Source organism: Mycolicibacterium sp. XJ2546 (assembly GCF_053483195.1).
Genome location: NZ_JBEFRW010000004.1, coordinates 91,584 through 104,388, shown reverse-complemented (window position 1 = coordinate 104,388; position 12,805 = coordinate 91,584). Strand labels below are relative to the sequence as shown.

At 68.1% G+C, this 12,805-nt stretch carries 9 protein-coding genes; 3 read left to right on the top strand and 6 right to left on the bottom strand.

Translation table 11 applies throughout. The features are described 5' to 3' along the window. Nucleotides 1–18: 18 nt before the first annotated feature. From ABQE44_RS09435 to rfbA, 3 genes are read left to right on the top strand one after another with little or no spacing between them, the layout of a single operon-like run. Complete coding sequence (locus ABQE44_RS09435; RefSeq protein ID WP_448429358.1) at nucleotides 19–765, top strand: maleylpyruvate isomerase family mycothiol-dependent enzyme; 747 nt, start codon at nucleotides 19–21, stop codon at nucleotides 763–765. Between the two features lie 18 nt (nucleotides 766–783). After that, a complete protein-coding gene (locus ABQE44_RS09430) occupies nucleotides 784–1,149 on the top strand; it encodes a nuclear transport factor 2 family protein (RefSeq protein ID WP_448429356.1) in 366 nt (121 codons plus the stop codon). Beyond that, complete coding sequence (gene rfbA, locus ABQE44_RS09425; protein ID WP_448392462.1) at nucleotides 1,149–2,015, top strand: glucose-1-phosphate thymidylyltransferase RfbA; 867 nt, start codon at nucleotides 1,149–1,151, stop codon at nucleotides 2,013–2,015. The genes ABQE44_RS09430 and rfbA overlap by 1 nt, the downstream gene beginning before the upstream one ends. Here rfbA and ABQE44_RS09420 read toward each other — a convergent pair. From ABQE44_RS09420 to iniR, 6 genes are all read right to left on the bottom strand, one after another. Continuing rightward, nucleotides 1,966–3,228, bottom strand: coding sequence for a YibE/F family protein (locus tag ABQE44_RS09420; RefSeq protein ID WP_448429354.1), 1,263 nt, complete (start codon nucleotides 3,226–3,228; stop codon nucleotides 1,966–1,968). The two genes, rfbA and ABQE44_RS09420, sit on opposite strands and share 50 nt — an antisense overlap. A 39-nt stretch (nucleotides 3,229–3,267) precedes the next feature. Continuing rightward, nucleotides 3,268–4,077, bottom strand: a complete 810-nt coding sequence (locus ABQE44_RS09415) for a class I SAM-dependent methyltransferase (RefSeq protein WP_448429352.1) — start codon at nucleotides 4,075–4,077, stop codon at nucleotides 3,268–3,270. 92 nt (nucleotides 4,078–4,169) lie between these two features. After that, nucleotides 4,170–5,789 (bottom strand): helix-turn-helix transcriptional regulator, encoded by a 1,620-nt coding sequence (locus ABQE44_RS09410; RefSeq protein WP_448429350.1) that lies wholly within the window; start codon nucleotides 5,787–5,789, stop codon nucleotides 4,170–4,172. A gap of 37 nt (nucleotides 5,790–5,826) precedes the next feature. Beyond that, nucleotides 5,827–7,101, bottom strand: coding sequence for a pyridoxal phosphate-dependent aminotransferase (locus ABQE44_RS09405; RefSeq protein WP_448392682.1), 1,275 nt, complete (start codon nucleotides 7,099–7,101; stop codon nucleotides 5,827–5,829). A 58-nt stretch (nucleotides 7,102–7,159) separates the two neighbouring features. Continuing rightward, on the bottom strand, nucleotides 7,160–10,084 hold the full coding sequence (locus ABQE44_RS09400; RefSeq protein WP_448429348.1) for a (Fe-S)-binding protein: 2,925 nt from the start codon (nucleotides 10,082–10,084) through the stop codon (nucleotides 7,160–7,162). Nucleotides 10,085–10,220: 136 nt separating this feature from the next. Further along, on the bottom strand, nucleotides 10,221–12,803 hold the full coding sequence (iniR, locus tag ABQE44_RS09395) for an isoniazid response ATPase/transcriptional regulator IniR (protein WP_448429346.1): 2,583 nt from the start codon (nucleotides 12,801–12,803) through the stop codon (nucleotides 10,221–10,223). Between the last annotated feature and the right edge of the window lie 2 nt (nucleotides 12,804–12,805).

The window sequence follows — 12,805 nt, the reverse complement described above, 5'->3', positions numbered from 1 at the left end:
GTGGGTTAAGTTCGGGGCGTGGATTTCCGAGGGGCGCTGCTCGAACAGACCCGGGCGTTCGGGGTACTGATCCGCAGTGCAGACCCGTCAACGCCGGTTCCGACCTGTCCGGAATGGACACTCAAGCAGCTGTTTCGCCACGTCGGACGGGGAAGCCGGTGGGCCGCACAGATCATCGCGCAGCGTCGGATGACGCCGGTCGATCCGCGCGAGGTGCGGGACGGCAAGCCGCCCGACGATCCCGACGGCGCGATCGACTGGCTGAACGGCGGTCCGCGGGCCGTCTTCGCCGCGGTCGACCGGGTCGGTTCGGAGCGGGTGTGGACAGCGGCGGGGCCGCGCCCGGCCGGGTGGTGGGTCCGCAGGCTGTTGCATGAAGTGGCGGTGCACCGCGCCGACGCCGCGCTGGCGCTGGGCGCTGACTACGACCTGCCCGCCGAGGTGGCCGCCGACGGCATCAGCGAGTGGATCGAGTTGATGTCCATCAAGGCCAGCCGAGCCGACGCCCCCCTCGATCGCGGCCGCACCATGCACCTGCACGCCACCGACGACGGCCTCGGGCCCGCCGGCGAGTGGACCGTCGCCAACGCCGAAGACGGCGTGACCTGGACGCACGACCACGGCAAGGGCGACGTCGCACTGCGCGGTCCGGCAAAGGATCTGTTGCTGGCGATCATGCGGCGACGCAGCGCCGCCGACGCAGGAATCGAGATCTTCGGCGACGAAGCGGTGTGGGAGAGCTGGCTGCAGCGCACCCCGTTCTAAATGGGTACCTTCTCGACCATGAGCACTTCAGAGATCGCCACCGTCCTCGCCTGGTACGACGCGCTCAACGAGCGTGACCTGGACACCCTGGCATCGCTGTCCAGCGACGACATTGAGATCGGTGACGCCGACGGAGCCGCCCAGGGCCATGTCGCGCTGCGGGAGTGGGCGCAGCAGGAGGCCGGTGGAAAAGTCGAGACGGGCCGGCTGTATGTGCACGACGGCGTCGTGGTCGCCGAGGAACTGTCCGGTGATTCGGACGCCGTGGCGTCGGCGTCGGCGTTCCGCGTCGTCGACGACCGCGTCACGTCGGTGTTTCACCACGGCGACCTCGCGTCGGCGCTGGCCGCCACCGAGCTGACCGAAAAGGACCTCAAGAGCTGATGCGCGGCATCATTCTCGCCGGCGGGTCGGGCACTCGGCTGTACCCGATCACGATGGGTGTCAGCAAGCAGCTGGTACCGGTGTACGACAAGCCGATGATCTACTATCCGTTGTCCACGCTGATGATGGCCGGTATCCGCGACATCCAGGTGATCACCACACCCGACGATGCGCCGGCGTTCCACCGATTGCTCGGTGACGGTTCGCATTTCGGCATCAACGTCACCTATGCGGTGCAACACCAGCCCGACGGGCTAGCCCAGGCCTTCATTATCGGAGCGGACCACATCGGAACCGGGCCAGTGGCATTGGTTCTGGGCGACAACATCTTCTACGGCCCCGAACTCGGCACCGGGCTGCGGCGGTTCCAAGACATCAGCGGCGGAGCAATTTTCGCCTATCGGGTGTCCAACCCATCTGCCTACGGCGTGATCGAGTTCGCCGAGGACGGCACCGCGCTGTCGCTGGAGGAGAAGCCCGCCACCCCGAAGTCGCACTACGCGGTGACCGGGCTGTACTTCTACGACAACGACGTGATCGAGATCGCACGGTCGCTGAAACCTTCTGCTCGAGGCGAATACGAGATCACCGAGATCAACCAGACCTACCTCAACCAGGGCAGGCTGACGGTCGAGGTGCTGGCCCGCGGCACGGCGTGGCTGGACACCGGAACGTTCGACTCGCTGTTGGATGCCTGTGACTATGTGCGCACCATCGAGCGGCGCCAAGGTTTGAAGATCAGCGTGCCCGAGGAAGTTGCGTGGCGCGTCGGCTTCATCGACGACGAGCAACTGGCATCACGGGGATACGCGCTGCTCAAGTCCGGCTACGGCGCGTATCTTCTGGGGCTGCTGGAGGAAGGCTAGCGATGCGCGGAGTGGCCAGCACGGCCGCGATCGCGGTCGTCAACGGCACCGACAGCGCCAGCGCGATGCCACCCACCGCAGAACGCGCGATCTCGATGGCCACGCTCTCACTCGTCAGCACGTCGCCCAGCGACCTGTTGGCCACACTGAACAACAGCAGCAGCGGCAGCGCACTGCCCGCATACGCCAGCACCAGGGTGTAGACGGTGCTGGCGATGTGGTCGCGGCCCACCCGCATGGCGCCCACGAACACGGCCCGGCGCGAACTGCCTTCCAACTCGGCCAGCTCGAACACCGTCGACGCCTGGGTGACGGTGACGTCGTTGAGGACACCCAGCGAGCCGATGATGAACCCGGCCAACAGCAGACCGGTGATCGATACGTCCCCGAGATATGCTGCGACGGTGTTGTTTTGGTCCTCCGACAGTCCGGTCAGCTGCGCCGCTTCGATGGCCACCCAGGACAACACCGCGGCCAACAGCAGCGACGTCAACGTGCCAAGCAACGCCGCGCTGGTGCGCAGGCTCACCCCGTGCGCCAGGTAGATCACCGCGTAGAGGATCACCGCCGAGGCCACCAGCGCGACTGGGATCGCGGCCGCGCCGTCGCGCAGCGCAGGCAGTAGGAAGACCACCAACACCAAGAACGCGACCACGATGCCGACCAACGCGCGCAACCCACGCCATCGGGCGACGGCCACGACCACGACCGCGAACACCACGGCGAGCGCGATCAGCGGCCACGTCCGCTCGTAGTCGTAGAACGAGTATGTGGTGGTGCCGGCGTCGTCGATCTGCCTGCTGATGCGGACCTGGTCGCCGACGGCGAGGTTGGGCTGCCCCGGCCCGCCGCTGAACTCCAACAAGGTGTTGGCGCCCGTATTGGGCCCGGAGTCGATCGCGATGAGCGCCTGCACGCAGGTGCGTGCAGCGTCGCTTTGAGCGGGCACCGGTGCGGCGGTGAGGACCCGCCCGCTTGACGGGCTGCCGCAGGCGGCAAGGCTGCTCGAAAGCACGTGCCCGGCTTCGGTGGTGACCGCGCCGCCCGCCGCGTTCTGAAACGGCAGGGGGATGTCGGCCTTCTGCTGGCTCGGCCACAACCACACCGCGCCGCCGAGCACGGCGACGCCGATGGCGATCAGCAGTCCGACGACGACCTTCGCAGCCAGGGGGCCCAGCGGCGCCGGACCGCTCAGGGAATGGGAGTGCGTCACCCGAACAGGGTAAAGGCCCGCACCCTCGGGACCGCGGCCCTACTTTCGAGCGGTCGCTGTGGTGACCCCAAGCTCGACAACCAGTCCGTCGCCGTCGACGAACTCGCGCCAGTTGGCGACGACATTGTCCTCGAGCGCTCGCCGACGGTCGGCATCGGCGGCCAGGACGGTGCCGGCGAGCGGAGTCACCTTTAGGTACTGCCAGAGGAATTGGGCCGGTGGCGGCAACCGCAGCGTCCTCGTCACGGTGTTGACGGTGACGTCGCGAAAGTCATTGTCTTGCAATAACGCGAGAAGGGTGCCCTCACTCACCGAGAAGATGGCGCGCAGGAAGCCGGGGAGGCCCGGGTCGATGTGGCGACCGAGCGCCTCGGCCATGACGTCGAACAGCCGCGGGATGGGCCCGGGCACGTTGACGGCGATACGACCACCGGGCGAAAGCACCCGCCGTATCTCCCGCACGGCCGCGGTCCGGTCCGGAAAGAACATCAGCCCAAGCTGGCACAACACCAGGTCGTACGAGTCGTCGGGAAGCGGGAGCGCCTGCGCGTCCGCCTGCTGCCACTCGATCGTCGCGCCGTTGTCGGGGCAGGCTCCGTCCGCCACCGCCAACATCTCGGGAACGAGGTCTATCCCTACAACTTTCCCGGCGGCGCCGACTCTTTCGGCGGCCAGGTGCGCCACCACACCGGTCCCGCATGCGATATCGACGACGAACTCGCCCGGCTCGGGTGCGGCGACCTCGATGAGGTCGGCGGCCAGTGGAGCGGGGATGACGGGGACGAAATCGCGGGCGTAGTTCTCGGCTTCGGTCCGCCGCAGGTCACGGTAGCCAACGTGTTGAGACATGGTGCAACGGTACGAATCCCAACGCTCTGGCCGCGTCGACGGAATACACCATTCGGCTCTGCCGAGATGGTCAGTTCTGACCACTGCGGTCCTCACACCAGGTGCTGCTCGTAGGCGTAGGCGGTGGCCGCGGCCCGCGACGACAGGCCCAGCTTGGCGAAGATGTTCTGCAGATGCCGCGCGATCGTGTGCTCGCTGAGGACCAGGGTCGCGCCGATTTCACGGTTGGTCTTACCCGCGGCCACAAGCCGCAACACCTGGCATTCCCGCTCTGTCAGCACACCCGCCGCATGCCGACGGTCGGCGACCAGTTCGGCCAGCCGGTCCAGATCGGGTTGGGCGCCGAGCCGGCCGAAAGCAACCCGCGCGGCGTCGAATTCCATTGCTGCTGCATCGATGTCGCCGAGTTCGCGGTAGGCCAGGCCGGTTTGGACCCGCGTGCGCGCCGCCTCATAGGGCATCGACAACTCCAACCAACCCGCAGCGGCTCGCCGCAACGCCACCAGTGCCGAGGTGGCGTCGCCTTCGGCGAGAAGCGTCGCACCGTCGGCGTACGCGGCGATGGCATGCAGGTAGGGAGCGTCGATGGCGGCGGCAATCCCGGCTAGCTCGTCAGCACTTGTCCGCGCGGCAGCGTCGTCGCCGATGGTGAGCATGATGTCGACGTGGGCGGCCAGGGCCGCCGGCCTGCCGTACCGGTCCTGGTTGTCGTCGAGGGCGCGGCGGATGGCGGCGACTGCGGCATCGACGCGCCCCTCGGCGAGTTTGAGCTGCGCCAACCCCGGCAGCGGCTGTCTGCCGTGCTCGTGAGCTTGCCGGTAGGCGGTGTCGGCGTCGTCGAATTCTCCACGCAGCCGGTGTATTTCAGCTCGCTGGTAGGCAGCCATGCCCAGGGAGGGGTGCGGTGTCGGCTGTGCCAGGTGCGTGCACGCCAACTGCGCCGCCTTGGCCGCCTGCGACCATTCACCGTGGATCTGCAGGATCTGCGAGCGGTGCACCAGGCACTGGCCGCGGTAGGGCACCAGATCAGGTTGGGATTCACACCAGGCGACCAACGCCATGGTCCATTCGGTCGCTCGGCGGAGGTCGAATGCGCCCATGCACGTCTCGATGACGGCGCAGTAGACGATTCCGGCGGGGATCGGCGCAACCTCGCCGGTGGTGACGCCCACCATCGCTTCATCGAGCAGGGCCAGCCCGCGCGCCGTCTGCCCGCCGGTGACCGCCGCCTGACCCTGACCCAGCAAGGCGATCGCCGCCAGGTTTTTGTCGCCGAAGCGCGTCGCGATCCGGCCCGCCTCACCGCACAACTGGTCTGCGGTGGCCGAATCTCCGCCGGCCCACGCTCCGAGGGCCGGCGGAATCAGCAGATATCCCCGGGCGGCACAGTCGACGTCGGCGTCGTCGAGAAGTCGGCCCACCCGGGCGAGCCACCCGCCCGCTCGGGCGGAATTGCCGTGCAGCAGCTGTGTCAGCGCCAGCCAGAAGCCGCATTCGGCGGCCTGGCTGAATTCGTCGAGCGCCACGCGGGCCGAGTAGGCCTGCTCCCAGGCGTGCACACTGGCCTCATCGTCACCGATGAGGTAGGCGGCGACGGCCAAGCGTTCGAGGTCATCAGCGGTGAGCGGCTCATTCGGGTCGGTGAGACACTCGTACACGTCAGTCCAAGCGTGGCGCTCGAACGCGATGGCTGCCCGGCCGGTAGCCGCCATCGTCTCAGTCTCGCGCATCCCCCCGGTGCGCACCGCCTTACTGCCGGTAGCTGGTGAGGAAGTTGCCGAGGCGTTCGATGGCCGCGGCGAGGTCGCGGGCCCACGGCAGGGTGACGATGCGCAGATGGTCGGGGGTGGGCCAGTTGAAGCCGGTGCCCTGAGTGACCAGGATCTTTTCTTGCAGCAGCAGGTCCAAGACGAGCTGTTCGTCGTCGACGATGTCATAGACCTCAGGGTCGAGCCGCGGGAACGCGTACAGTGCCCCCTGCGGCTTGACGCACGACACCCCGGGGATCTCGTTGAGCTTCTCCCACGCCACGTCGCGTTGTTCGAGTAGCCGACCGCCGGGCAGCACCAGGTCGTCGATGCTCTGGTAGCCGCCCAGCGCGACCTGGATGGCGTGCTGCGCAGGCACGTTGGGGCACAGCCGCATGTTGGCCAGCAGGCTGATGCCCTCGATGAAGCTCGCGGCGTGTTCTTTCGGGCCGGTGATCACCAGCCAGCCCGCGCGGTAGCCGGCCACCCGGTAGGCCTTCGACAGCCCGTTGAAGGTCAGCGTCAGCACGTCGGGGGCCACCGACGCCATCGCGATGTGTTCGGCGTCGTCGTAGAGGATCTTGTCGTAGATCTCGTCGGCCAGCAGCAGCAGTTGGTGTTCGCGCGCCAGGTCGGCCATCTGGGTCAGCACCTCGCGGCTGTAGACCGCGCCGGTGGGGTTGTTGGGGTTGATCACCACCAGGGCCTTGGTGCGTTCGGTGATCTTGGACTCGAGATCGGCGATGTCGGGTTGCCAGCCCTGGGTTTCGTCGCACAGGTAGTGCACCGGGGTGCCGCCGGCCAGCGACGTCGACGCGGTCCACAGCGGATAGTCCGGCGCCGGGATCAGAACCTGGTCGCCGTTGTCCAGCAGCGCCTGCAACGTCATCGTGATCAGCTCGGAGCACCCGTTGCCCAGATACACGTCGTCGACGTCGAACCGGGGGAAGCCCTCGACCAATTCGTAGCGGGTGAACACCGCGCGCCGCGCCGGCAGGATGCCCTTGGAATCAGAGTAACCCTGCGCATAGGGCAGCGCCTGGATGATGTCGCGCATGATCACATCGGGCGCCTCGAACCCGAACGGCGCCGGATTGCCGATGTTGAGCTTGAGGATCCGGTGCCCCTCAGCCTCCAGCCGCGACGCATGCTCGTGCACGGGCCCGCGGATCTCGTACAGGACGTCCTGCAGCTTGGATGACTGCGTGAACGTGCGCTGCCGCGGGTGTTGGCCGGCGGCGTGGAACGGCACGTGGTGGGTAGTCACGCGCTCAATAGTCTCACTGCTGTCCAATGATTATCTAAAAACACTGGTCAGCGATGTTTCGAGACCATCACCGCTTACCCGGAGGGCGGGCGCCCTTCGCGATCCCGAGGCCTTTCACGGGAGGTGCCGGCTTGTCACTGTCGGCCGGAGCAGAATCCTGGGGCGCAGCCTCGGATTCCTTGTCGGCTTCCGGCTTCGGCTGCGGCGCAGCGGGCTTCGCCGGGGCCGCCGACTTCTTCGCGCCGGGACGCCGTGCGCCGGGTGCGATACCGAGGCCCTTCACCGGCTGCTGGGGTTCGGCTAGCCCGCGGTCGGAGTCGGCGGTGTCGGTCTTGGTTTCCGGTGTCGCCTGATCCGGGTCGACGTTCGGCGGCTGCGTGACGCTGGCTTCACCCTCGTTGGGCGATACCTTCGGCGCGGCCTTCTTGGCACCGGGACGCCGTGCGCCCGCGGCGATTCCGAGACCCTTGGCGGGCGGCGCGGCGGCCGGCTTGTCGGCCGATGTATCGGCGGCTGGCGCCGCGGCCTTTTTCGCACCTGGGCGCTTGGCGCCCGCGGCGATGCCGAGTCCCTTGGCGGGCGGCGCGGCGGCCGGCTTGTCGGGCGCAGGAGCGGATTTCGCCTGGGCCGGCTCGGCCTGGGGCTGCGGTTCGGCTTGCGGCGCAGTCTTCTCTACCGCAGGCGCCGACGCAGCGGCCTGGGCGGCACGCTCCTCGGCTTCCTTTGCCGCCGTGCCCTTTTCCGGCAGCTTGACGCTGCTCCTGTCGAGCGAGTCGAGCAGCAGCTGCGCCACGTCGAGCACCTCGGTCTTCTCGACCTCACGGGCGGCGGCGACGTCGTCGACACCGTCGGTGATCATCACGCGGCAGAACGGGCAGCCGGTGGCGATGGCCGACGCGCCGGTATCCATGGCCTCTTCGACCCGTTCAACGTTGACGCGCTTGCCGATGTGCTCTTCCATCCACATCCGCGCACCGCCCGCGCCGCAACACAGCCCGCGGTCGGCATGGCGGGGCATCTCGGTCAGCTGCGCACCGGACGCACCGACCAGCTCGCGCGGTGCCTCGTAAACCTTGTTGTGCCGGCCCAGGTAGCAGGGGTCGTGGTAGGTGATGTCGCGTCCGCCGTCGACCGGCTTGACCGGCACCAGCTTCTTGTCCCGGATCAGCCGGTTCAGCAGCTGCGTGTGGTGCAGCACCGTGTAGTGGCCGTCGAGCTGCGGGTATTCGCGGCCCAGCGTGTTGAAGCAGTGCGGGCAGGAGGTGATGATCTTGCGGTCCACCCGCTCCACACCCTCGAACAGGTCGTTGAGCGTCTCGACGTTCTGTGCGGCCAGCTGCTGGAACAGGAACTCGTTGCCGGAGCGGCGGGCCGAGTCACCGTTGCAGGTCTCGCCCTCGCCGAGCACCAGATACTTCACGCCTGCGGTGGCCAGCAGCTCGGCGACGGCCTTGGTGGTCTTCTTGGCGCGGTCTTCGTAGGCGCCGGCGCAGCCCACCCAGAACAGGTACTCATAGCCGTCGAACGACTCGACGTCCTTGCCGAAGACCGGCACGTCGAAGTCGACCTCGTCGATCCAGTTGGTGCGGTCCTTGGCGTTCTGGCCCCACGGATTGCCCTTGGTCTCAAGGTTTTTGAACAGCACACCGAGCTCGCCGGGGAACTCCGACTCCATCATCACCTGGTATCGGCGCATGTCCACGATGTGGTCGATGTGCTCGATGTCCACCGGGCACTGTTCGACGCAGGCGCCGCACGTGGTGCAGGACCACAGCACGTCGGGGTCGATGACGCCGCCCTGCTCGGCGGTGCCGACGAGCGGGCGGGTGGCTTGCTCGGGGCCGGACCCGGTGACTCGGCCGAAACCGGATTCGGGGACATGGTGGTCCTCGGCGTGCTTCTCGCCGCGAATCTCCTCACCGAGGCCGCCCTCGGGGGTGTTTTCCAGCGGGCTTTCCTTGTCACCGAGGACGTAGGGCGCCTTGGCGAACAGGTGGTCGCGCAGGTCCATGATCAAGAGCTTGGGTGACAGCGGCTTGCCGGTGTTCCACGCCGGGCACTGCGACTGGCAGCGGCCGCACTCGGTGCACGTGGTCATGTCGAGGTAGGCCTTCCACGTGAAGTCCTCGATCTTGCCGCGGCCCAGCACGGCGTCCTCGGGCGGATCCTCGAAGTCGATCGGCTTGGCCTCGTTGTCAGACACGTATTCGACGGGCAGCAGCGGGCCCAGCCCGTCGGGCAGTCGCTTGAAGGTCACGTTGATCGGTGCCAGGCCGATGTGCAGGTGCTTGGAGTGCAGCACGATCAGCAGGAAGACCAGCATCACGGCGATATGCAGCAGCAACGCGATCGTTTCGATCCACTCGTTGGCTTCGGTTCCGAGCGGATTGAGCACCCAGCCCATGAAGTTCGAGAAGAACGCGCCGTCGCCGTAGGGCAGGGCCCCGGTATTCACGCCGGCGCCACGCACCAGCGCGTAGGTCCAGATGACGTTGAAGATCATGAAGAGGATCAGCCAAGCGCCACCGGTGTGGGAGCCGTAGAACCGCGAATCGCGACCGTGCTCTTTGGGTTCGGTACGCAGCCGGATGATCGCGAACGTGATGATGCCCGCCAGCACCGCGACTGCGAAGAAGTCCTGCAGGAAGCCCAGCAGATCCCAGCGGCCGATGATCGGGATGTGGAAGTCGTGGTCGAACAGGTACCCGTAGGCCTCGAGGTAGACCGACGCGAGGATGAAGAAGCCCCACATCGTGAAGAAGTGCGCCAGGCCGGGGATCGACCACTTCAGCAGGCGGGTTTGCCCGAACACCTCTCTGATCTGCGTGAGGATGCGGGTACCCAAGTTGTCTTTGCGGTTGTTCTCGCGGCTGGTGGGCGCGCCGGCGCGGATCAGGTTGGTCAGCCAGAGCACGCGTTTGGCGGCGAACACCAGCACGATCGCGGTCATGCCGAGACCGACGATGAGCCTGATGAGCATCTGCGTATCCACCACGTGCCTCCCGTGTCTAAGTTACCCAAAGGTAACTTAATACATGTTACCGGCCAGTAACATTCGCTCAGGGCCAGTTCAAGCCGGGCTCATCGTCGCACCCCGTGGGGAAAGTGCGCTACGAAGGCTTGCCTAACTACCTCTCGGACCCGGTCGATCGGCCCTGCGGGGTGAGCATGGCCCGCAGCATCGAGAGCATCTCAGAGCGGGATTCGGCGCCGAGGCGACGACGGATCCGGGCCACGTGGTGTTCGACGGTTTTCGCGGAGATGAACAGCTGCGCGCCGATGTCGCGGTACGGCATGCCGAGCAGCAGCAGTTCGGCGACCTCGCGTTCACGGTCCGAGAGCCGCGTCGACGCAGGCCGGGTCGGCGCGCTCTGGGGAGACGCGGTGCTGTCATCGATATCCGGCCCTGGCCCGTCGTCCAGGGCCGCGGTCTGCTTGAGGTCGCGCGCCAGTTGCAGCATCGCCCCGGACGCCCGTCCGTCGGGTGCGTGCAGCGCGGCCTGGCTCGCCAGCCGGGTCGCGTCCCAGGTCAGACCGAACTGCGCCAACCGCTGTGCCGCCGCGGTGACGTCGTCGACGTCGACGGTGTTGGCCAACACCCGCAACCAGGTCCGGCCCCCATGGGCCAGCGCCTTGGCGAAGGCGCTGTCGGGTCCCTCGGCCCGGCTGGCCGCCGTCAACACCTGCCCGTGCGGGGCCACCGCGTCCGGCGAGTTGATGAGGATCCCGGCGTGTACGCCGGCCCAGTGCAGCGGGACCGACCACAGCGTCGGGTTGCCGAGCGACTCGAGCAGAGCGAACGCTTCGTCGATGCTGTGTTGTAGGCGTTCGATCTGACGCAACCGAGCGGCGGCCACCCATAACTCGCCCAACGGCAGCAGCGAGAACAGGTCCATCGAGCATTCGGCGAGCACCTCGACGGCCGTATACCAGTGTTTCTGCACCGCACCGCTGTCGCCGCTGCGCCGGGCGATCGCGGTCTGCAGCGCCGCGGCCCACAGCGCGTCGCGCCGATGTAGTGCCGTGGGGGCATCGCGGTCGGAGACGACGGCGGCGACGTCGGCGCCTGCTGCGGCAAGCCGGCCGTCCTGCATCCGCGTCCATCCCAGCAGCAGTCGGTGTCGGTGGGCGACGAACGCGGTGTTCTCGAGGCCCTCGTCGAGGTCGGCGCGGACCGCCCTGGCGATGACGCTGCGGGCGCGCACCGGGTCGCCGCCGTGCAGTGCGGTCAGCGTCAGCAGCGCCGCAGGGGTGTCCGGTGCGACGGCCGTCGGGGATTGCTCGGCGGCGACAGCCTGGCCGAGCCGGGCGACGGCGGCCGGATAGGGCCCCTGTACCGAGGTGAGGAGCCCGTCGGCGAGGCTGCGGGCAGCGCGTGCCGTCGACGTTGGCGGCCCCGCGCTGTCGGTGCTGAGCGCCGCACGCGCTCCGGGTTGGTCGCCCGTGCCGAGCATCACGACGGCACCGGCGGCACCGACGAGGGCGTCCGGATGGGGTCCGAGCCACCGGAACAATTCAGCGGCGTGCGCGGCGCTGCCGTCGTGCGCGGCGATGCTGGCGGCGATCCGCACGGCCGCCGCGCGTTCGGTGGAGTCGGCGGAACCCAGCAGTTCGTCGGCGAGCCGGCCAGCCGTCGCGCAGTCACCGGTCAAGGCGAGGGCGTCTGCCAGCGGCGCGGCCAGCGTCGTCGCGCCCGCCGCCGTCGCGGCACGGTAAAGCCTTGCCGCCCTTGCGGGTTGGCCGGCGCTACGGGACGCCATATCGGTGAGCACAGCGGCCAGTCGGTCGTCGCGCAGCCCGTGCTCGGCCAGCTGTAGCGCGAGGTCAGCTGACAGCGTCGACGATCCGAGCTGGGACGTCAGCAGCGCCATCTCGATGTCGTGATGGCGCGCCGCCCCGACGATCTGGGCGATGCAGCGGTGCAGCATCCGCAGAAACGCATGGTTGTGCGACGGCTCGATCAGCCCGGTCGCGCGGGCGCGGTCCACCAGCTCCTGTGCGTCATCGGCGTTGCGCCGCAACGTGGCCGCCACGTCGTCGGGTCCGAGGTCGCGGCCCAACGACGACAGCAGCAGCGTGTCGAGCAGCGGTTCGTCGATCCGGCGCAACCGGTCGATCAGCGTGAACTTCGCCGCATCGACGACGCCGGCCGTTGGTATCTCACCGTCGGATGATGCCACGGCGGCGACCGCGGATTGCAGTAGAAACGGCAGCCCGGCCGTCGCCACCATCAGCGAACGCATGACCTCCGAAGACAGTGTGGCGCCGGTCATTTCGGTGACCGCATGAGCTGCGTCGCTGGGACTCAACGCGCCCAGCGACACAGCGGGGTTCTCACGCTCGATGGCCGTCGTCAACGCGTTGAGTGCGGGCCGGCGCGCCAACGGTTCAGCAGCGATGACGACCGTGGTATCCGGATCGGCAACCCGGTCGGTGAGCCGGCCGAGTTCGTCGTCGCTGAGCAGGTGCGCGTCGTCGACGACCACCGCGGCGACCGGCGCGTCACCGTCGCGCGGAGCGCTGGTCAGCACCGGTATTTCGGCGCCGCGCAACGCGGCGCGGACAGCGGCCAGCACCGAACTCTTGCCGGTGCCGACGCCTCCCGACACCACAAGCTTCACCGGGGCGTCCGGCGCGGAGGTCAGCGTCGCGACGGCGGTGCGCGCGGCCGGCGGGATGCCGGTCAGTCGTTCCGGCGCCGGTCTGGCCATAG